Here is a 21895-nt window from a genome sequence, read left to right as displayed (position 1 = left end):
TGTGAATAGTAACTACTGTTTGCAAAACAGCGGCTGTGAATCGTAACCGTGTGTAACCTGTCCTCACGTCCCGTCAGCCAAAAATCAGGGTCTTTACAACCACCGGGATGACAAGTCCGTTCATAATGGGACGTCCAAAATCCACAAAATTGTTTTGTTCGGCCTTCACGGTATCCACCGCCACCACAGGTCTTTTCCCGGCCATTCTCTGCCGTATTATCTGCCCCAGGGCCTTGGCGATATCCGCCTGCACGATCAGAATCAGCGGGGCGTCACCGGGCAGCGCCCGTGAAAGGGCATCCGCCGTCACCTCAGCCAACTGCTTCATCTCCTGATAATCGGGATCGTTTCTGCCCTCCAGCGCCAGCGCCATGCGCGACGCGTCGTTCTGCTCCAGAAACCACTTTGCTTTCTGATAGAGCGTCTCGCCGTCACCGTTCCAGCACTGTGTTTCTTCTTCCCGTGACAGCTTTAGCACCGGCACATTTTTCATTGGAAACAGCCCGTCCGTGTAGGCAATTGTGCTGCCGGAAATCGTGGTCGTATAACTTCCCGCTCCAATCACAGTAGCGCGTATCGTTTCGGCTGCGTCAATAACACGGAACGCCTGGAACAGACGGCCCCGGCGGATTGCATCTCCTAACAGCACGCCGATATCCCCGTAGGCAAATGGTTCCCTGCCCGGCTGGTAGATACAGTCCGCAACGCCTCCCGAAAAGCAGACATAACGGACGGCCCGGTCGGCCGGAAGTTGAAACAGTGCAGACCCCGGCGTCCTGACTTCCTCCAGAAGAGGCGTTGCCTCCGAGGCTCCCAGCATCTGTTCCAGCACCTCGCTCATACCGTCACACAACTTTTCTAAAACTTTCCGGGAGGCCGGTTCCCCTTCCCGCAGGCTCAGATGGCAGGCCTGCGCAATCCGCCCGGCGCTGGGACTCACGTAGGCAATCCTGCCCTGTTCGTCCACGGTTACCTGACGCCCTCCGATATCGAGGCATCCCCTTGCACGCACCTCTCCGCCATCGAAAAGAACCACATTCGTCGTTCCCCCTCCGATATCCAGGTTGACGACCACGGCTCCGTTTTCCTCTGAAAACCGTTCCGCCCCGCTCCCCTGGCCCGCAATCACGGATTCCAAATCGGGTCCGGCGGTCGACACTACAAAATCTCCTGCAAAACCGCTCAGCCGTTCCAATACCATCCGCGCATTCTCCTTGCGCGCCGATTCTCCGGTAATAATGACAGCCCCTGTTTCCACCTGTTCCGGCATTACCCCGGCCGCCGCATATTCTTTTTCAATAATGATGCGAAGGGCATCCCCATCGATCAACGACTCGTCAATCAGGGGGGTCCTGTAGACGGGACTCTGGTAAACGACTTCCTTGTCAATAATCGAGACAGCAGGCACCGAAAAATACCCGGCTGTATTTTCGACGGTCAGGCGGCTGAAAATCACCTGTGAGGTCGAGGTCCCAATATCAATTCCCGCGCTGAGCATCCGGGTATTTTCCATTCCCCACTCTCCTTTCCAAAAGCGTATTCCACTGCTTTCAAACATCCTCAATCGATATAATCTTAAAAAAGCAAAAAAGACCCAGAGTGCGGAACTGCCGGTTCCTCACTCTGAGCCTTATTGCTGTCACACCATACCCTGTTGTATGATGAAAATATTTAATTTGGGATTACTGGAACTATATGTTTTATTATATCGCCAGGGTATGCAGGATGTCAAGATGTATTTAGACAATAAGTAATGACCCCCAGTTTGTAAATTCGTGGATTTACCTGTATACTAAAGTTTGTTAAGAACAAAGGTAACAGGGATTACCGCATACAAATGGAGGTCATCAAATGAATTATAACACAGTTTACGTAGGAATGGATGTTCATAAGGAAAGTTTTTCACTTTGCAGCTTCACAATCGAAGAAGACAAAGCGTCCCATGTCCAGAAAGTCGAATCGGATTACAAACAAGTCCTAAAATATCTCGAGTTTCTGCGTACCATTTACGGAAAGGATGCGTATTTCATATGCGGTTATGAGGCTGGCTGTCTCGGCTTCACTTTATATCATCAGTTAACGGAACATCATGTTAACTGCGTAATCCTCGCTCCGACTACCATGTTACAGAAGCGTGGGAAGAAAAAAATAAAAACAGACAAACGCGACGCTGCCCTGATTGGCCGCTGCTTGGCCCAGCATAATTATAGCCCGGTCCATGTCCCTACGGAGCAGGATGAAGAAATCAAGGAATATCTCCGGATGCGAACCGACCACAAGCTGGCGCTTAAAAAGATAAAGCAGCAGATCCTGGCATTCTGCTTGCGCCATAATTATCGCTATGAGAGAGGCGGCAGCCACTGGACTCAAACCCATATCAAATGGCTCAGGGCATTGACCCCGGATGGCCTGTACAAGGAGATTCTCGACGAATATCTGTTGACCTTCGATCAGCTCAGCAATAAACTGGAGCGTCTTGAGCAGCGTATTGAGGAGCTTGGGTCCAGGGAGGAATATCGGGAAGATGTCAAAAAGCTCACCTGTTTACTTGGCGTCAAAACCCAGACCGCCTTGTCTGTCATAGTGGAGGTTGGCGATTTCAAGCGGTTTGCGACAGCAGACCGGTTTGCATCGTACCTGGGGCTGGTACCAGGCGAAGATTCCAGCGGGGACGGACGACAGAGGCTTGGCATCACCAAGGCAGGGAACACCCACGTGCGCCGGTTGCTGGTTGAAGCGGCGCAGAGTTATAGCCGTGGGCAAATCGGATACAAGTCTAGGGAATTAAAAGCCCGCCAGAGTGGAAATACACCACAGGTGATTGCTTACGCAGACAAGGCCAATGAGCGCCTAAGGCGGCGCTATTACAAAATGGTGCTTGGACAGAACAAGCGCAGCAATGTAGCAAAAACAGCAATCGCAAGGGAACTGGCCTGTTTCATGTGGGGAATGATGACGGATCACATAGCCTGATACGGTTACAGCACCGTGCGGCTCCGGTCAAGGCTGCTGCGCACCGCCTGCGGCGTCAGGGCCCTGACAGTAACCGCCCGCTACAGTAGCGGGTAAACAAGCCGATGTAAGCTGGCTAGCGCCACATACATCTAGCCACAATCCAAAGTAACAACTGAAGACATCTTGAAAGGGTTTCGGCCATTTCAAGGTTCGGGCTATCTACGCCTCAACTATGTAGGCACAAATATTTGTGATCCACGCAATTAGACGGTAGAGCCCACGGCGGACCATTGACCTGTAGGTAACCAATCCACGAATATCAGAGTGGCCAATGCCGGGAACTGACACTCCGAAGCTCTTTCCAGATGTCTTCAGAAACAAAAAATAAAAGTATGTGGTGAAGTTCCGCAATTTACACTTGACAAAAGTCATTACATATCAGTTGAGATGTAAGGATGTAAAAACGCCTCTGCCAGGTGGCAGCCTCCGGCCTGCGTTCTCATTTCTTGACTACCCTCAGATGGTGTAAAGCTCCGGCCTCCGGTCCTTGTAAGCCGGTAATTTCGCCCGCACCTGTTCAATACGCTCCGTATCAATCTCGGCGCAGATTAATGTCTCAACCTCCCCTGCACTCGCTGTTATGACGCCCATCGGGTCAACCACCACACTCTCTCCCATGCCGTTTACGCCAACCTGATCGCAGGCCACCATATATACGGTGTTCTCGATTGCCCTTGCAGAAATCAGCGTGCGGAACTGGGAGCTCTTAAGCGGACCCGGCACCCATGCGGTCGGCATGATAATGATGTCGGCGCCTTTGGAACGCTGATAGCGCGCCACCTCCGGGAAACGGACCTCGTAGCATACGAAGAGGCCAATTTTACCAAAGGGCGTATCGATCGGCTCAAAAAACTGGTCGCCCGGCTTGTTATCATCGGATTCCTTATAGCCAAATGCATCATAAAGATGGGTTTTCCGGTAGGTGGATACAATTTCTCCGCTGCTGTCAATGACTACGGTGCAGTTATAGTTACGGTCATCCCCGGGGTCTTCCACCTTTTCATTCATGCCGAAGATAATCCAGATTCCGTTGTCCCCGGCCAGTTTTCTCATCTCTGTCACAAACGGCCCGTCCAGAGTCTGGGCGGTTCCAAGGCAGACGGCCCGATCCGTCCCAGTCGGAAAATGGCTCATAAAACATTCGGGGAAAATCATCATGTCCGGCTTATAAAGCTCCATGGCTTCGGCGACCGACTTCTTTGCATTTGCCAGATTCTCTTCCGGCAGCCCCTTCTGTTCAAGCTGCGCTAAAACAAATTTACTTTTCATAGATTTTTACCTCTCTGATTCTTCCTGTCCATGTTACTATTCACAACCCCGCTGAAAAGCGCGGTTCTGCGAACAGTAACACGCTCCGCGATGCGCAGAAACGGCAAAAATGCCGTTTCGCGCCGTGAAACTCGGGATTTTCGTGCAAAATGCGCACGAAAACGCCTCGCGGAATATGGGCCGTGAATAGTAACCTATCCATACCCCCGCAAATAGAAGCCCGCTGCGGGCGGAATTGACATTATTTTACCTTGCTCAGTTCACCGATAGCTCCCTTAACCCCTTCTTTTACAAGGCGCTCCAGGTTTACGAATTTATCAACATATCCGCCTTCTGCAAAGTTTTCTCTCCATTTCACTTCATTGGCATCCATCGCCTTTGCCGCCTTTACCAGCTCCTCAAACTGGGATGCCGGGGCGCAGATAACTCCGTCCACGTCGCCGTAAACAATATCGCCCGGGCGCACTACGCAGCCGCCGCAGTTGACCGGCACGCCGTATTCGCCGTCAAGTCCCTTAAAGGTGTTTGTCACGCAGGCGCGTCCCGTGGAAAATACCGGGAACCCCATGGCGCGGATCGCTCTGGTATCGGTGTTTGGGCCGTCCACAACGATTCCCGCCATTCCCAGGGTTTTGGCGGATAGTGCCACCATCTCGCCAAGGCAGGCAATCCGCTTGTCACCCATTCTGTCTATGACAATCATGGAGCCCTTCGGCGCCAGCTTCATCGCATAGTAAAGCATCGCATTGTCCGTCCCTGGAAGACGAATGGTAAATGCCGGTCCGATGGCTTTAATTTCATCGCTGATTGGGTAAATTCCGGTCATATACCCTCCCTGGACATGGTGTCCAATCTGGGCCGGATCCGTAGTAAGTGCAATTTCAAATAATTCGTTCTGTGTCATGATGTTTCTATCCTTTCTTTTCCTATATTTATTGTTTTTATTTTTAATTTGGGTTATCGGCAGGACTATGGTATTTTAATACCGTCTCGCGCCGTATAACTCGGGACTTTCACTCAAAATGCGAGTGAAAACACCTCGCAAAATAGCCGCTGTGAATAGCAACAAAATCCTCCCAAACGCGCATCAGCCGCCGGCCAAAAGTCCCATAATCGTATTGGGAACAAAAGTTGTAATCGCCGGAATCAGCGACGTCAGGATCAGCGCGATTCCCAGAGGTATGTACATTGGTATCACCGACTTGATAACCTTCTCCGAGGGCACGTTGGCAACGCGAGAGACCGCATAGATGCAAAGCCCGAACGGCGGGGTGCTCAGTCCTATCATCAGGTTCATAACCATCATCACGCCGATGTAAACGGGATCCATCCCGAATCCCTGCGTTATCTGAAGCACGATGGGAGCCGTCAGAATCAGGGCGCAGTTGCTTTCCATAAACATTCCCATAATCAACAGGATGATGTTGACGATCAGAATGACTGCAATCGGAACATTGGCCACCGGTCCCAGCAGGGCAATAATCTTGGCCGGAAGATTTTCAAGCATCAGCGCTTTTGTAAAAATGCCGCCTGCCGTCATGATAACCATAATCGAGCTGACCGATTTACACGTCTCCTTCACGCATTTCCAGAAGCCGCGCCAGGTCAGTGAGCGGTGGAAGATTCCCAAAAGCAGCATGTAAAGAACCGCCATGCCGCCCGTCTCACCGGGGCTGAAGATACCGGAGAGCATGGTAATCAGAATTAAAACCGGAGCAATGGCAATCGGGAGGGCGCGCAGCAGTAATTCTCCCATGGACCGTTCCTCTTTCACCAGCGCTTTCGCCATCGGCGGGTTCACCAGTTTTTTCTTATCTACAAGAAGTACATAGAACAGAAGCATCAGGGACATCAGGATGCCCGGCCCCACGCCGCCCAGCAGCGACTTGACGCTTGAAATCTGTGCAATCGTTGCATAGAGGACCAGAGGAATACTCGGCGGGAAGATAGGGCCCACGGTGGAGGCGGCAATCGTCAGCGCCGCGCCGTAGTCTCTCTCGTATCCCTCTTCCTCCATTGAATCTACGAAAATTGGTCCCAGTCCGCAGACACCTGCGATAGCCGCTCCGGACATGCCGGCAAAAATCAGGCTCAGGACGACTGCGATACGGGAGGAATAGCCGCGTTTTCCCTTTGACAGGGCGCGGGCAAAATCAAACGCCCTTGTGGTCTCCCCCAGTTCACTTACCAGGTTTCCCATCAGAATGAATGCAGGGACAGCCAGCAGAGAGAATGACATCGTGGACTGGTAGAAGGAATAGGCTACCAGTGAAAGTGAAGTCCCCGACACAATATAATAGACAATTGCGGGCAGGCCCATGGCAACGACAATCGGCGCCCCCACGGCCAGCAGGCCCACAAAGCCGAGCAGCAGTAAAATCATATTCATGCTTTCTGTGCCCTCCTCTCCTTAAATATTTCAAACAGGCTGATGCATTCCTGTATAATCCACATGGCAGACCCCAGCACAATCAGATAATGTACATAGCGGATCGGGATATGGCATGCGGCCGTCGTCAGTTTCATTGTTGTGGGAATCAGCAGGGACTCACTGTAAATGACAAACGCGCAGTATATAATGCAGATCGTCTTCCCCGCCACATCCATGTAAAACTTTAATTTTGGCCAAATCTGGAAAAGAATTTCCAGCTGCAGGTGGGCTCCCTCTTTTTCGCACTGTGCCAGATAGCAGAAAATCAGGCCGACAAAGCACAGTTCCGCAACCTCCTCACTCCAGGTTGTCGAATATCCTAAAAAAGTACGGCAGAAAATCTGAATATCAAGAGCCGCGATAATGATGATACACCAAATCCCGCTTATGCCACTGATAAAGTTTCTGAATGCATTCCACGCTTTACCCAGTATTGACATATTAATTTCTCCTTTTCATTCAAAACGGTGTTACTGTTCTCTCTGTGAGCAGTAACAAAATGGTAACATCAGGCTGAACATGAGCCGTGAATAGTAACCTGATTTTACTTGACTGCACGGATCAGATCCGGCATCTCTCCCCAGTCATCGCCGAAATAGTCGTAAACGCTTTCGGCCGCTTCTTTGAATGCCGCCATATCGAGACCGTTATTCTCATCGATAATCTCCATTCCGTTGTCTTCACAGATTTTCTTATATTCCTCCACCTTATCCAGGATGTACTCGTCCATATAAGCGGATGCGTCATAAGCGGCCTGCAGTACTGCCTGCTGCTGATCCGGAGTCAGTCCTTCATAAGTGTTCCTGTTCATCCAGAGGCCATGGTTCGTCGGCAGATGATTGGTCTCCATACAGTATTTCTGAACCTCATATAAGGCATTGGTCACGATTACGGAATACGGATTCTCCTGGCCGTCGATTACATTGGTAATCAGCGCCGTCGCCACCTCAGAAAATGCCATCGGTGTTGCCGCTGCGCCGAAAGCAGTGAAAAGCTGCTGATAGAGGTCGGATGGAACCACGCGGATCTTCGCGCCCTTCATATCACTCAGGTTCTTAATCGGGAAGTTACATGTAATCTGGCGGTAACCGGAGTTAAAACTGCTGAGCAGCATAACGCCGTCATCTTCCAGCGCCTCATTGATTACCTTCAGCGGTTCCGAGTTGAACGGATCAAATACGGCGAGCCTGTGATCGGCGTCCCGGTAAATATAAGGCGCATCAAATGCTCCCAGCCTGCTGTCCAGATCACCCGCCGATGACGGGACATACTGGATGAAATCGCAGATACCGGCCTGCAGAGGCTGGATATCGTATCCGCACAGTGTATTATTAAAATACAAGTCAACCTGGATATGGCCTTTTGTATACTCCTTCACAAGATCGGCAAATTTCTGTTCCCACATACCGGCCGGTGAATCCTCCGAATTCTGATCCGTAAACTTTAATATCTTATCCGGAGTGGAAACTGTTTCCACTTCTCCCGACGCTTCCGCCGCAGTTGGGGCTGCCGCCGGAGCGCTGCCTCCGCCTCCGTTTCCGCTTCCACAACCTGCCAGTAAACTCCCCAGCATCGCTACAGTCAGTGTCAATGCTAACCCTCTTTTCATACCTTTTCTTCCTTTCTTTTGTCAAAATGTCTCCGGAGCCTTCTCACTGTTCTCCTTGTTTTCCCCGGAATTTGTCTTCCCTTCTGATTGTTTTTGGAATTCGGTGTTCGGTATACCAAAAATATGTCAAATAAAAGAAGGAAATTTCAATTTCCGTTTGACCACATTATATACCCTTCTCATTTATTTTGCCACTAAAGTTTTAGAAAATATCCTTTTTCTCCATTTTTGACAAAATATTCCCTAAAACTTTAGTTACTTTTAATAAACTCTTCTTTAATTTCCGCATCCCCGTCCTGCGGATCAAAGTTCAAGCGCTCCGGTATGACGAGAAGGCGTTTCTTCCAGGAACCGTAGTGGATATGGAGCAGTTCCTTCCCCTTTTCCAGATCTCCCTCTTCCACACTGTTCAAAATCCCGATGTGATCGGCGGCAAAATTCCTTCCCCCGTGCATACTGTACTTCATGCTCAGCACGGATGAACGGACTACTTTCTCACTGATGCTGTCCTGTATCTTAATCAGCTGGCTGTTGCCGGTAATACGGGCAAAATAGTTGTGGAAATTGGTGTCCATCTTCATCAGGGTGTAGTAATCATTGGCATTGCGCACGGCAAAAAGATCCATCTCCTCGATAATTTTCCGAAGATGGGCAATATGTGCCGGTGTCACTTTTGGAAAAGCCAGTTCAAAGCACAGAATATCCAGAGGTTCACGTATCTCGAATAACTCCAGAATGTCTCTCCACAGAAGGACCGCAATCTTACGGTTCTTTCCGGACTGTTCAATCCACCCCTCATTTTCCAGTGAACGGAGTGCGTCGCGCAGAGGTGTCCTACTGACATCCAGCAGCTTTGAATATTCTCTCTCATTGATAACCGTTCCCGGCTTAATCTGACCGGTGATAATCAAAAGCTTGAGCTGATTATATATTTTAGAACTGTATAACTCGTTTTTTTCGATTCTCTCGATCTTTGTATCAATTTCAGGTAACATAATCGCTCCCTTTTTCCCATTTGTTTGCAGTTTATCCTAAGTGAAACTGTAACGATTATTATACTATTTCCCGCCTTTGCTTGTCAATCAACGATCTGTCAGGTCCGGAAATCAAACGTGGCAGAGGTTCCCTCTTTGTCCGATGTGAGGTAGAGTTTGCCGCCCAGCTTGCCGCGGACCGTCATCCTGACGAGGGACATGCCGAAACCGAAGCTGTCCTCCCCGTTAAAATCAAATCCGGTGCCGTCATCCTGCACGGTGATGGAGGAATACATCTCCCCTTTTTTCATAATCACTCTTATCCGGCCGCCCGCAAGCCCGGTAAACGCATGCTTATAGGCATTAGAGACGAGTTCGTTGACCACCAGGGCGATATCGGTTGCCTTCTCCTGATCCACCGTCAGGTCGTCTCCTTCCAGAACAAGGCTTACGGATGCCCCCGCATCATAGAGCAGAGCCAGATTCTGCCTGAGCTTTTCCAGGAACGGCTTCAGTGGCACCGGGCCATTCTCTCCATAAGTCAGAAGCTCATTAATCGAGGCAATGCTCAGGACCCGGGCCGTATTTTCCCGGAAGGCCTGTCTCACTTCCTCGCTCTCCGTTTTGCGCGCCTGGATATTCATGATACTCGCAATCAGCTGAAGATGGTTTTTAATGCGGTGATGGACTTCACGGCGGGCCGCATCCTCCGGTGACACCTGGATGAGATCCTGTTTTTCCACCCTGCGCGCCAGCGCTTCATACTTCTGTTCCTGCCTTATATCGCGGCTCACATCGCGTTCGCCGATCAGCACGCCGATAAACCTGCCGTCCTCATCCGAGACTGGCACCACATCCTGTCGCACGGTCCGCTCTTCCTGGGTGACGGCCTTGATATCACGCACCGGGGAATTCGTCTCCATGGCGCGGTAGACAGCCGGTTCATCCTCCCGTTTGGCATAACAGCCTACCACGCTTTTCTGGTAGGAGGAGGGCATATGGCCCGGTTCTGCCTGCGCCGCGACGAACATCCGGCCGTCGGAGGGCTGCACGCAGTCTATAAACAGATCAGCTCCTACCAGATCGGCCATCAACGGCAGAACGGCCTCGATCTGCTCCAGCTTATGAAAACCTGATTCGCTTAGCTGTGCGCGGCTTATTACCTCGTCTCTGTTCATGTGATTCCTCCCTGTTCCAACAGTTGTCTGGCTGCTTCATTGACCGAAACCTTCCGTCTATTTGCCTCCTGTGAAAGCAGCCTGTACGCCTCCGGTTCGGTAAGCCTTTTCTGCTTCATCAGATATTCTTTGGCCCGCACCGCTGCGTCCCGTCTCGTCTCCCGCTCCAGAACGGCTTTGGCAATTGTAATGATTGGTACACGTTTCTGCATGGCAGCCTTCTGCATTTCACGGTAAGCATCCGACTCGGAAATCTTCTTTTCCTTTGAAAGCTTTCCTTTGGCCTGCTCAATCATCTTATTCTCTTCCAGACGCCGGCAGGCATCCTCCGCCTCCGCGCGTGTCTTTAAAAGCCGCTGTCCCTGGGCCCAGGCCACTTCCAGCGCCGGTTTCAGCATCCTCGGCTCAATCGGCTTTACCAGATAACCAGAGACGCCGGCGCGTCCTGCCCTCGCAATAAATTCTTCGTCTGCAAAAGCCGTGCAGATAACAACACAGCCTGCAAGATTCCCGTCAATAATCGTCTCCGCAGCCGTCAGCCCGTCAAAAAGCGGCATTTCCAAGTCCAGAAGCACCATATCGGGATGCTTCTGACGGCAGAGCTCAACGGCGTCAAATCCATCCTCTCCCTCCGCCACTACATGAAAGTCCAGTGATTCCAGCATCTGGCATAAATCCAGGCGGATTATCGGCTCATCATCCACTACTATAATTGTACGCTGCATTTCCCCTCATCCCCCATCACACGGCCGCTTTGCGCCTCTTAGAATGCATCATGGCCGTACCGTAAAAAATATATTCTCTGCTATGATTATATCGTTGTTTTTCATTGGTTGTCAATTACATGTCCGGCCGGAACCGGGAGTTCTGAAAAGTGAAGATTATTATTCTCTCCATCCCCGGCAGCGCCCTATAGTTCAGCAGCAAAGAACAGCCCACACGGCCGGGGCCGTTCGGGCTGTTCTTTATTTGTTCTGCATCAATTGTTCCCGCTGATAAGGGGCTGTAAAACGTGTATGAAGCTCCGGTTACTTCTCCGCTCCATCAGCTCACGTCACAGCTCCCCACTAGAATCAGCTCTGCTCACTCTTGGCCCCGACTGCCTGTTCACGCCTTTTTCCGTTTGCCTTCCCCATCACAATCAGCACCGCCGAAGTGAGGACACAGGTAATGCCTATGGCAGTACGGAAGTTAAGCGTTTCACCCATCAGCGCAATCCCCAGAACAAGGCTGGTCATCGGCTCGAATGTGCTAAGGAATGAAATTTTTTCCGCTCCGATTCTTTTTAAACTTTCCTGTGCTAATACAATTGCAAGAACGGTAACTCCCAATGCCAGAATTATGACAAATCCCCATGCTTTAAAAGGAAGCTTTATAACAAATTCATCCCGCAGAACGGCAAAAAAGGAAGCCTCCAGGCCACAAATCACAGAAATGTAAAAACAAAGCTTATATGGATTCATGAGCGCCATCCCACTTTTCTCATCAAATATAATGTAGAATGCATACGTCCACGCGGAACAGAATGCCAAAACCATACCAACTCCGGATGCCGCTTCTTCTGGAGTATAAAAACAGAACACTCCAGCCAGTCCCAAAACAGCGCATATCAACTTAATCCGGTCAAACTTCTCAGAAAAAATTGACACATGAATAAAAAAGACCAAAGCCGGATAGATAAAATGGATTGTTGTCGCCATACCGGATGAAATATAATTATAAGAAAAACACAGAAGTATATTAGTCAGAACATATCCCTGTGCTAAAAGAAACAATTTTCCGAACTCAACCAGCGTAATTTTCAAAGGTATCTTCATTATACGGACAATCAAAAATACTATCGGTGCTGCAAACAGAAAACGCAATGCAACCACCGTCAGTTCCGTCCCTCCGCAGGCGAAAATTTCCTTCGCAAGAAACGGCATAGTACCGTACAATACCGCGGAACCAATCGCAAATAAGTATCCCATTCTTTTTCCCCCCACTCTTTTTTCCCAATTTTAACCTTTCCTTAAATAACATAATAGGAAAATTCGGAAATTCAGTCATGTTGAGAAAAGGTGCTTCCCGATAATCAGAAGCACCTTCCATTCATTAGCCCGGCCGTTTCCGGATCAGATTGTATAAAGCTCCGGACGGCGGTCCTTATAAGCCGGTAATTTTGCCCTTACCTGCTCAATTCGCTCCGAATCAATCTCGGCGCAAATCAGAGTCTCCACCTCGCCGGCGCTTGCAACCACAACGCCCATCGGGTCAACCACGACACTCTCTCCCATGCCGTTCGCACCGACCTGATCGCAGGCCACCATATAAACAGTGTTCTCGATCGCCCTCGCGGAAATCAGCGTGCGGAACTGGGAACTCTTTAACGGCCCCGGCACCCATGCGGTCGGCATGATGATGATATCCGCACCTTTTGAACGCTGGTAGCGGGCAACTTCCGGAAATCTCACTTCATAGCATACGAAGAGGCCAATTTTTCCGAACGGGGTGTCAATCGGCTCAAAAAACTTGTCCCCCGGCTTGTTATCATCCGACTCCTTAAAACCGAACGCATCGTAAAGATGTGTTTTCCTGTAAGTGGATATAATCTCACCCTCACCGTCGATAACCACAGTGCAATTATAATTGCGGTCATCCTCCGGATCCTCCACCTTCTCGTTCATGCCAAAGATAATCCAGAGTCCGTTGTCTTTGGCGAGTTTTCTCATCTCTGTTACAAAAGGGCCATCCAGGGTCTGTGCGGTCCCGAGGCAGACTGCGCGCTCGGTACCCATAGGAAAATGGCTCATAAAGCATTCGGGGAAGATCATCATGTCCGGCTGATAGAGTTCCTTCGCCGTGGCAACCGCTTTTTTGGCGTTTTCCAGGTTTTCTTCCGGCAGCCCTTTCTGCTCAAGCTGGGCTAAAACAAATTTACTTTTCATAGAGTCTCACCTTTCAAATTATGTTTGTTTCAGGCTAACTGATCTGTCCCAGAATCCTGGGCAGAAAAAGTGTAATCTGAGGAATATAGGTTACTAATAAAAGCGTAATGACACTTGCAACTATGTACGGGATAACCGGTTTTACAATATCTTTAACCTGGATTCCTGAGACGCCGCAGGCCACATACAGGTTACAGCCAACCGGCGGTGTAACCATACCGATGGCAACGTTCATAACCAGCACAACACCGAGAACCACCGGGTTATAGCCAAGCTGTAAAGCAACCGGCAGAAAAATCGGAACGAAAATGTACATAATCGAATTGCCGTCAATAAAGCATCCTGCAATCAGTATAACAATATTTACAACAATCAGGAAAATCACAGTGTGTCCTCCTGAAATCTGGACAACAAAATTGGACAGTGCATTGGAAATACCAGAAACCGACAGCACCCAGCTCATTAAAGCCGCATTGCCGACCGTCCACATAACCGCGCCGGTCTGCTTTCCTGAATCCACAACGATTGCCACTAATTCTTTAACCCGCAGTGTCCTGTAGATAAATACTCCGACTAAAAGGCCATATACTGCCGCAACGGCGGCGGCTTCGGTCGGTGTAAAGATTCCGCCGTAAATTCCGCCCAGGATGATAACGGGCATCATCAGTCCCCAGAACGCATCCTTAAATGCTTTCCAGCGTTCCGCCGCACTTGCTTTCGGAGCGCGCAGGAGACTGCTTTTACGCGTCACCCACATGGAGGCCGCAAACAGGGAAAATCCCATTAAAAGTCCGGGAATAATACCAGCCATGAACAATGTGCCCACCGATACATTCGCAATAGAGCTGTAAACAACAAAGGAAATCGACGGCGGTATGATAATTCCAATGCCTCCGGCCGTGGCCATCAGCGCCGATGCATCCCCCTTCGAGTATCCGACGGCCGTCATAGCCGGAATAATGATTCCGCCGAGAGCCGCCACCGTGGCGGGACCCGAACCGGAAATCGCCGCGAAGAAACAGGCTACCAGTACGCATACCAGAGCCAGCCCTCCGTTAATATGTCCGACAAAAGACTGGGCAAATGTAATCAGCTTGGTGGAAATTCCGGCTTTTTCCATGATGTTTCCCGCTAAGATAAAAAACGGAATGGCAAGGAGCAGGAATTTGCTGATTGATGCATAGTAGTTGAACGGTACCATAGAAAGGCCCATTCCCGACGTAAGCAGCGCGGAAACGCTGGAAAGGCACATGGCCGTTCCAATCGGCGCGCCGATGATAACGCAGAGGGAGAATACCCCCAGCATAATTACTGCTGTCATTTCTCTTCCTCCTCTGTATTTTTATATACCCTGACCATAAACTGAATGCTGCGGAACAGAATAAAAGCCAGGCCAAGGGGTACAAAAGAACCATATACCCAGTTTGGAATCTTAAGGGCAATCGACAGGCTGCCAATCTTCATCTGGCTCTGTACCATAGTAATCCCCGTATACATCAATACGGCAGCCGCTACGCAGGTAAGCCCCGTATCTATGATTAAAAATACTCTCTTCATTCCCGGCTTCATCATCCCGGTAATCAGATCCAGTGTATAATGGCTGTTCTCTTTACTTGCCAGTGCGCCTCCCATTGTGGAAAGCAGAACAAACATCGCGCAGACAAGCTCTTCTGTAAAAGAAAATGAAAAGTGGAGCACATATCGGGAAATGACGCCCAAGAAAACTAATGTAAGCATGGTAAGCATTACAATCGTAGTAATAACCGATTCAAAATTAATTGAATTTTTTTTCATAGAGTCCCCTTCATCTATTTTTTATTCAACTCCCCAGGCTGTGCATGCTTCCGGTCCAACGATCTTTTTGTACTCTTCGATGGTCGGAGCGGCGCCCTCTTTGAATGCCTCTAACTCTTCTGCGGTCGGAACATAAATGTTTACGCCATAGTCAATCATGGCCTGTTTGACCTCCGCCTCCGTCTTACTCATATAATCGCGTCCCCACTTTGCCGCTTCGGTTGCGCACTCCTGGAGGAGAGCCTGTGTATCCGGGCTCAGTTTCTCCCATGCAGCCTGGTTTGCAAGGAAATCATAAAGTCCAAGTGTTGCATTGACCTCGGTTATGTATGGCTGTACCTCGTGCATGGAACCGGAGTACAATGTCTGATAACCGTTCATGTTTCCGTCTACCGCGCCGGTCTGTAACGCAGAGTAAAGTTCGGACCAGCTTAACTGCGTCGGATCCGCGCCGAGAGAACGCATCAGGGACATCTGAAGATCACCGTAAGTACGCATCTTTAAATTCACCATATCGGCCGGTGTATGAAGCTCGCGCTTATTATTTGCAAACTGCATAATACCGTTGGGGAACGTGCTTAAATATACAACGCCATATTTGGAAAACAGATTTTTACTGAATTCGCCTCCGGTGGAATCGGCCTTTTCCCATGCCTGATCATAGTTTGCAAAAGTAAACGGGATCGAAGTTACCTGGAAGGTCTGATCCACATCGGAGAAAGAGTTCTCACTGATAATGGCAAGCTCGAATGCTCCGCCTGATATCATCATTTCTACATGGCGCACCATATCTCCGCCGCTTAACTGGCAGTTGGGGAAACGGTCAATCTGCACCTGTCCGCCGCTCTTCTCCTCAACCAGACGCTCAAATTCAATTGCGGTAAGACCGTCCATCCCTGTATCACCCGTTGCATAGCTGAGCTTTAAAGAAACCTTATCATAGCTTTTTCCGTCTGCTGCCGCGCTTTCACCGGATTTTTCCGCCTGTGGAACTGCCGCCGCCTGGGTTGTCTGAGCAGGGGCGCTGCTGCTTCCGCATGCACAGAGATTTACTGCACATGCTGCCATTAATGCGATAGAAAGTATTTTTTTCATATCAATTTCTCCTTTTTTCAGGGAAAATCCCCAAACCGTATTTTAACTGACCAAACTTTGAGTCCCGATTCAGGGACCTATCCATTCATTTTTTACTTTTCAAGATAATTTTTCACACAGTCTTCCATCTCGTTCAGCATCAATTCCACGGCCTCCCTGCCCTTTTCGGCAGTGGCAACCTGCGCGTTGCCGAGTGTTCCCGTGTCGGTCATGCTGCAATATGGAACGCTCTTCATAATTGCCGGCCATTTATCATCAAACATCATTGGAGTATTCGGGGCCTTGGACATGTCCACCAGTTCCGGGTATAAGTACATCAGGACAGAGGTCTGCGCCTCGCTTGCATGTGCATGGGGAGCCGGTGTATCCCACATTCCGGTTTTATCGGAGACGGCCGGAAGATACTGCCATACACCCACCTGTGCGTACTTGATGCCATATCTGATTCTGGCGTCTTCCAGAACCTCATTTAACGGCTGGGTGTTGTGAAGGTGATTGTTCACAATGAAAAAGCTCTTAAAACCGAGGCGTACAAACTCTGCCACCATCTCGCTGTATACGGCCTTCAGAGTCTCCGCTGAAATTGCGATCGTTCCCGGGAAGGAAGTGAGGCTCTTGGACTGTCCTACCTCCAGGCAGGGACCAACAATTCCGTTTATACGCTCCGCCAGCATTTCCGACATCTTCTTTGCAACCAATATGTCTGCCCCTAACGGGTTATGTGGGCCATAAACCTCACAGGCACCCGACGGAAGAATAATTGTTTTTGCCGTTTTGCTTCTCTCTGCAAATTCACTCCATGACATGTCTCTTAATTTGTACTGCATCATACTTTCTCCTTTCAGAATATAACTTATTTAGTTACTACCCTGAATAAAGCAATTCACATGCCAACTCTGTCGAGGGAGAATATTATTGTAAAATATGCACTATAAATCCAAAAGTCACATCCACTATTATTATGCAATTACTCCAAATCGCCTCATTATCTTCTTGATTGGCCGGCAAATATAGTCTCAATTTTAAGACTGCCGCACACATAGATTCTTATATTTGAGACTATTTTAACTGATAATATCAAGTCTCTTTATCTGTTTTCAGCAAAAGAAGGCCGGAACATCCGTCTGTCAGATGTTCCGGCCTTCTTTATTGCGTTGTTACAATTGTGTTCTCAATCCCGGTTCCCGTCTCGGCCACCGTTTCTCCTTCGCTCCCGCCTCCAATTTTCCGATAATACGACGCCACACTGATTTCCAGACATCTGCAAATCTCCCGCACCTGTTCCTTGGTGGGGTGTCCCCCATAGCGGGCCGCATAATTTTTCAGTATTTCCTGTTCCCTGATACGGATACTCGATTTCAGCGGCAGGCAGGCCATATTTTCCTCGGGATGCTCCGAATTCTGTGAAGTCTCATTATTGAGACCGCTGATTTTCTGAGGAAGTACTTCCAGGGACAGCACCGGGCTTTTTTCAAACGTCATCATGTATTCTATACTGTTTTCCAGTTCCCTGACGTTGCCGGGCCATTGGTAATTTACCATCTTTTCCATGACCGAAGCCGAGGCCGCCCGTATCTCCTTTTCAAGGATTTTATTATATTTTACTATAAAATGCCGAATCAAAAACGGAATATCATCCGGGCGTTCCCGCAGCGGCGGAAGGTGGAGCGGCACAACATTCAGGCGGTAATATAAATCCTCCCTGAATTCCTTCCTCTCAATCATCTCTTCCAGATTCCGGTTTGTCGCGGCAATAATTCTCACATCCACATTGATCAGAGAGCTGGAACTGCTTCCAATGCGGTCCACCTTTCTCTCACTGAGGACACGGAGCAGCTTTGCCTGGAGATACAGAGGCATGTCTCCAATCTCATCCAGGAAAAAGGTGCCGTGGTTTGCCAGCTGGATTTTCCCAATCTTTCCGCCCTTCCTCGCCCCGGTAAAGGCGCCCTCCTCATATCCGAACAATTCACTTTCCATTAAGGATTCCGGAATCGCCGCGCAGTTCATTGCCACAAAGGGATGGGCCTTTCTGGGACTCTCAGAATGGATCAGACGGGCGAACATTTCCTTTCCGGTTCCGCTTTCTCCTGTAATCAGAACATTAGACGCATGCTGTGCCGCAATTTTGGCCTGATTGACCAGCGTCCGCATCTTCTTTCCGGAAAAAATAAGTTTCTCCGCTACTCCCAGCCCCTCCCTCTCATTCTGCGTAATGCTGTTCTGGATCTGGGAGAACGGATTAATTATGCAGAGAACGCTTCCCTCGCTGTCGCGGATAAATTTCGTCTTTACCTGGAGCAGATACTGGAAACCGTCTATATTTTTATGTATTTCCTGAACCAGATTCGGCCGCTCCTCGGTCGTCCGGGACGCCACCGATATCACCTCCGACAGCAGCGCTTCCTTCAGTTCGGGATCGTTAAAATGGAGATACTTCTGCACATACATGTTACTTTGGGAAATCCCTGCCGTCGGCGAGTATAAAAGGATCCCGTCCTCCATTGCCTCGACGACGGAGGTCAGCTGATTGTTCATGATCTGCATCTGCTCCATCAGCATCTCCTGCTCCAGTTTGCTTGAAATCAGATCCGATATTTTCTCAAGATAAGCCATGAGCTGCTGTTCTTTTTCCACGACTATCCGGTGCTGCTCTTCGTCGAAAGAAGCAATGACAATCACGCCCTCCAGTTTCTCTCTCGTGTTGATGGGATAAGCCAGGACTGAATAAAAGCGGCTGTCCACATTTTTCCTCATATTGGGAAACGCAAACACAAACTCTTTTGTATCAATTGCGACAATCGGCATCCCCGTCTCAATCACCTTCATCGTGTAACTGTTCTGCCACTGTGGAATGAGGCGGTTATTCTCATAGCAGACAAGATCCGATTGATACCAGACCCCCGTTGCGGCAACACGTTCCAGGGGATCCGAACTCAAAATCGTAAGTTCCAGATCCAAAACTGCCGAAAATGACGCCAACAGTGTATTTAAATAGTCCTTGATATCAGTAAGTCTCATCCGATTCCGTCTCCGTTTCCATTTCTTCTTTTGCTTCCTTCCGCTCCCTGGGCATTTTATATAGCTTCACGCCCAGCCAGATAAACACCAGCAGATTTATGAGAAAAAACACCACTCCTTCTGCGCGTCCCTTCCCCTTAAACAGATAGAGCATATTTCCCGCAAAGCTATAGGCAAGATATGGGACATAGAAAAGAAAAGCCCACAGGACTCCTCCTCTGCGCACTACAATCACCCGGGAGCCACCAGACTTTTTTCGGTAAATCAGGCGTCCGCCGATGTAATAAGCAAACAGGATGCCAACGACACCCACAAATCTTGCACACGCCAGCCCGGCCGGCATTTCCCATCCCTCAGCCAGATATCCACGCATAATCTCCGTCGATTCGGTGAAAATCCATTCCGTCAATGCACTAAGTATGAATACAATCTGAAGTCCGGTTATTTCCATCCGCTTTCCTCCTGTCTCCTCGAAATAAACTATCACTGAACCATAATATGTCTTACGGGTTCCTTCGTTTGACTTCCATCAAAATACACTTATTTTCCAATAGTTATACTTACATGTTACCATATCCACGCCTCGTTCTCAATGCATATCCAGATGGAGACACAAAGTTAACCGGCAATTACAGGCCTATTGGTGTCTTAACTAAGCTGCCTCCATGGACCGGAGTTACCACTCAACCGGACTTCCTGAGAATAGTAAAAACATGCGGCTAAATTCTCCTTATGAATCCTGAATTTAACCGCATGCTTAATATTTGTAGTCTATCTATGTTGTAATCTGACTTTTCCTGTTTCCGCTGTCCGTTTACACACCGCATCAGCCCAACAACTGCTTTTCGCCTCTGCAGTACGTCTGAACCACCTCGTAACCGTCGCCAAGAACCACCAGATCCGCATCATACCCCGTTGCCAGTCTGCCCTTTCTGTCGTCCACCCGAAGGCATCTGGCCGGATTGACCGTGCAGGAGTTGAGCGCGGCGTCAAACGGCACCATGGCTTCTTCCACAAGGAGTTTCAGCCCCCGGTTCATCTTCAGGGTGCTTCCGGCGATTGTTCCGGATTCTTTCAGCCTTGCCAGGCCGTCTTTTCCCACTTCAATTGCATGTCCGCCCAAGTCATAGCGTCCTCCCGGCTCACATGATTTTACGCGGAGGGAGTCCGTGATCATGATGGCAAAATCTCTTCCCTTGGCCGTAAAGTAATTATTCAGTGCAGCCAGATGGGAGTGACAGCCGTCACAGATAATTTCACCGTAGATATCCCGGATACGCAGAGCCGCGCCTGCGAGGCCCGGAGCCCTGTGGTTAAACGGCGTCATTCCGTTATATACATGGGTCATGGATGTCGCTCCGTTTGCAATAGCCAGTACGGCCTCCTCATATGTTGCCGAAGAATGGCCAATACTGACAACAACACCCGTCTTGGCACAATATTTAGTCAAAGCCAGTCCCTCATCGTGTTCCGGCGCCAGGGTGATATAGCGTATCATCCCCTTTGCCGCCTTCTGGTATTCGCGGAACTGCTCGGCGGAGGGAACTGCAATTGCCTCCGGAGGCTGGGCTCCTTTATATTCCATATCCAGGTAAGGCCCTTCAAAGTGAATTCCCAGAATTTCGGCGCCCTCATAGCCTTCTTCCATCACCTCAGCCACATTCTTTAAGGCGGCCGTAAGAATTTCCGGCATCTGGGTAACGGTGGTGGGCAGAATTGCCGTCACGCCCTCCTCCGGCACTCTCCTGACCCAGTCCCTGAGGCCTGCCGGTTCGGCGTCATTTGTGTCAAAACCGTAGGCTCCGTGTGTGTGTACGTCAATGAAGCCGGGGACAATACGGTCTGTGCCGTAATCCTCATCCGCTTCCTGAGTCCCATATGGCAGGATCCCCTGAATCACACCCGACTGAACTTCCAGCTGCAGCGGCGCAAACTGCCCCGCCACCCAGACTCTTTCACTCTGTATAATCATATCCTTGCCTCCTGTGTTCTACTATGGTAAAACGATAGTTTTATTTTCCCCCGGTTTCCGGTGGGAATGTTCTTTATATCCGGTGGGAATATTCTTTGTATCCGGCGGAAATGTTCTTTATTTCCAGTCAAAATTCCTCAGGTGGCCTTCCATGGTCATCTGCTCAAATCCATTCTGCCTCAGCGCCTCGTAAAGGATTATCGCCACAGAATTGGACAGGTTCAGGGAACGTGTTTCTCCCCACATCGGAATCCTGACACAAGTCTCCTGGTTCTCCACCAGAATGTCCTCCGGGATTCCCCGGCTCTCCGGTCCAAACATGATATAGCAGTCCGGTTCATATTTCACATCGGAATACACATTCGGCGCTTTCGTCGTAGCCATGTAAATCTTCGCTCCCGGATTGCGGTCCAGGAAATCCTTATAATCACTGTAAACCGTCACATCAAGATGGGGCCAGTAATCCAGCCCCGCCCTCTTGATCTCTTTATCACTGAGACGGAATCCAAGCGGCTCAATCAGATGGAGCCGCGTATTGGTCGCCACGCAGCTCCTGCCGATATTGCCCGTATTCATCGGCATCTCAGGCTCATATAAAACAATATTCACT

The 21895-nt window shown here is 49.6% G+C and carries 20 protein-coding genes; 1 reads left to right on the top strand and 19 read right to left on the bottom strand.

What is annotated here, in order from left to right:
* Nucleotides 1-73 precede the first annotated feature (73 nt).
* Entirely contained in the window at nucleotides 74-1513 is a 1440-nt protein-coding gene (locus tag V3C10_02200; protein WVP62651.1) for an ethanolamine ammonia-lyase reactivating factor EutA, read from the bottom strand.
* 338 nt (nucleotides 1514-1851) lie between these two features.
* On the opposite strand from V3C10_02200, the gene V3C10_02195 reads away from it, so the two are divergent.
* Complete coding sequence (locus V3C10_02195) at nucleotides 1852-2973, top strand: IS110 family transposase (GenBank protein WVP62650.1); 1122 nt, start codon at nucleotides 1852-1854, stop codon at nucleotides 2971-2973.
* A 498-nt stretch (nucleotides 2974-3471) separates the two neighbouring features.
* Here the strand turns inward: V3C10_02195 and V3C10_02190 are convergent, their stop codons facing one another.
* The 18 genes from V3C10_02190 to V3C10_02105 all read right to left on the bottom strand — a co-directional run bounded on the left by V3C10_02190 (nucleotide 3472) and on the right by V3C10_02105 (nucleotide 21894).
* A complete protein-coding gene (locus tag V3C10_02190) occupies nucleotides 3472-4284 on the bottom strand; it encodes a carbon-nitrogen hydrolase family protein (GenBank protein WVP62649.1) in 813 nt (270 codons plus the stop codon).
* Between the two features lie 241 nt (nucleotides 4285-4525).
* Nucleotides 4526-5188, bottom strand: coding sequence for an RraA family protein (locus V3C10_02185; protein WVP62648.1), 663 nt, complete (start codon nucleotides 5186-5188; stop codon nucleotides 4526-4528).
* 183 nt (nucleotides 5189-5371) lie between these two features.
* A complete protein-coding gene (locus V3C10_02180; protein WVP62647.1) occupies nucleotides 5372-6673 on the bottom strand; it encodes a TRAP transporter large permease in 1302 nt (433 codons plus the stop codon).
* Complete coding sequence (locus tag V3C10_02175; GenBank protein WVP62646.1) at nucleotides 6670-7155, bottom strand: TRAP transporter small permease; 486 nt, start codon at nucleotides 7153-7155, stop codon at nucleotides 6670-6672. The genes V3C10_02180 and V3C10_02175 overlap by 4 nt, the downstream gene beginning before the upstream one ends.
* Nucleotides 7156-7259: 104 nt before the next feature.
* Nucleotides 7260-8324, bottom strand: coding sequence for a TRAP transporter substrate-binding protein (locus V3C10_02170; GenBank protein WVP62645.1), 1065 nt, complete (start codon nucleotides 8322-8324; stop codon nucleotides 7260-7262).
* A 251-nt stretch (nucleotides 8325-8575) separates the two neighbouring features.
* Nucleotides 8576-9319 carry a GntR family transcriptional regulator gene (locus V3C10_02165; GenBank protein ID WVP62644.1) on the bottom strand — a complete coding sequence of 248 codons (744 nt, stop codon included), beginning with the start codon at nucleotides 9317-9319 and terminating at the stop codon, nucleotides 8576-8578.
* 98 nt (nucleotides 9320-9417) lie between these two features.
* Complete coding sequence (locus V3C10_02160) at nucleotides 9418-10476, bottom strand: sensor histidine kinase (protein WVP62643.1); 1059 nt, start codon at nucleotides 10474-10476, stop codon at nucleotides 9418-9420.
* Nucleotides 10473-11201, bottom strand: coding sequence for a response regulator (locus V3C10_02155; protein ID WVP62642.1), 729 nt, complete (start codon nucleotides 11199-11201; stop codon nucleotides 10473-10475). Before V3C10_02155 ends, V3C10_02160 begins: the two co-directional genes overlap by 4 nt.
* A 348-nt stretch (nucleotides 11202-11549) precedes the next feature.
* Nucleotides 11550-12446, bottom strand: coding sequence for a DMT family transporter (locus V3C10_02150; protein WVP62641.1), 897 nt, complete (start codon nucleotides 12444-12446; stop codon nucleotides 11550-11552).
* A 144-nt stretch (nucleotides 12447-12590) separates the two neighbouring features.
* Nucleotides 12591-13403 (bottom strand): carbon-nitrogen hydrolase family protein, encoded by an 813-nt coding sequence (locus V3C10_02145; protein ID WVP62640.1) that lies wholly within the window; start codon nucleotides 13401-13403, stop codon nucleotides 12591-12593.
* 34 nt (nucleotides 13404-13437) lie between these two features.
* Nucleotides 13438-14724, bottom strand: coding sequence for a TRAP transporter large permease (locus V3C10_02140; GenBank protein WVP62639.1), 1287 nt, complete (start codon nucleotides 14722-14724; stop codon nucleotides 13438-13440).
* The gene (locus tag V3C10_02135) at nucleotides 14721-15197 is read right to left on the bottom strand and encodes a TRAP transporter small permease (protein ID WVP62638.1); all 477 of its coding nucleotides are present in this window, start codon (nucleotides 15195-15197) and stop codon (nucleotides 14721-14723) included. Before V3C10_02135 ends, V3C10_02140 begins: the two co-directional genes overlap by 4 nt.
* Nucleotides 15198-15218: 21 nt before the next feature.
* Nucleotides 15219-16292: a TRAP transporter substrate-binding protein gene (locus V3C10_02130; GenBank protein ID WVP62637.1), complete on the bottom strand. Its 1074-nt coding sequence runs from the start codon at nucleotides 16290-16292 to the stop codon at nucleotides 15219-15221.
* A gap of 92 nt (nucleotides 16293-16384) precedes the next feature.
* Complete coding sequence (locus V3C10_02125) at nucleotides 16385-17122, bottom strand: creatininase family protein (GenBank protein WVP62636.1); 738 nt, start codon at nucleotides 17120-17122, stop codon at nucleotides 16385-16387.
* Nucleotides 17123-17438: 316 nt separating this feature from the next.
* Nucleotides 17439-19313, bottom strand: a complete 1875-nt coding sequence (locus tag V3C10_02120) for a sigma 54-interacting transcriptional regulator (GenBank protein WVP62635.1) — start codon at nucleotides 19311-19313, stop codon at nucleotides 17439-17441.
* Complete coding sequence (locus V3C10_02115) at nucleotides 19300-19764, bottom strand: hypothetical protein (GenBank protein ID WVP62634.1); 465 nt, start codon at nucleotides 19762-19764, stop codon at nucleotides 19300-19302. Before V3C10_02115 ends, V3C10_02120 begins: the two co-directional genes overlap by 14 nt.
* A gap of 375 nt (nucleotides 19765-20139) precedes the next feature.
* Nucleotides 20140-21285, bottom strand: a complete 1146-nt coding sequence (gene nagA / locus V3C10_02110; protein WVP62633.1) for an N-acetylglucosamine-6-phosphate deacetylase — start codon at nucleotides 21283-21285, stop codon at nucleotides 20140-20142.
* Between the two features lie 117 nt (nucleotides 21286-21402).
* Nucleotides 21403-21894, bottom strand: coding sequence for a tRNA (cytidine(34)-2'-O)-methyltransferase (locus V3C10_02105; protein ID WVP62632.1), 492 nt, complete (start codon nucleotides 21892-21894; stop codon nucleotides 21403-21405).
* Nucleotide 21895 lies beyond the last annotated feature (1 nt).

This window comes from [Clostridium] symbiosum, assembly GCA_036419695.1.
In the GTDB taxonomy this organism is placed as follows: domain Bacteria; phylum Bacillota; class Clostridia; order Lachnospirales; family Lachnospiraceae; genus Otoolea; species Otoolea symbiosa_A.
Note: the sequence above shows the minus strand (reverse complement) of the source record. Positions and strands in the feature narration are given on the sequence as shown.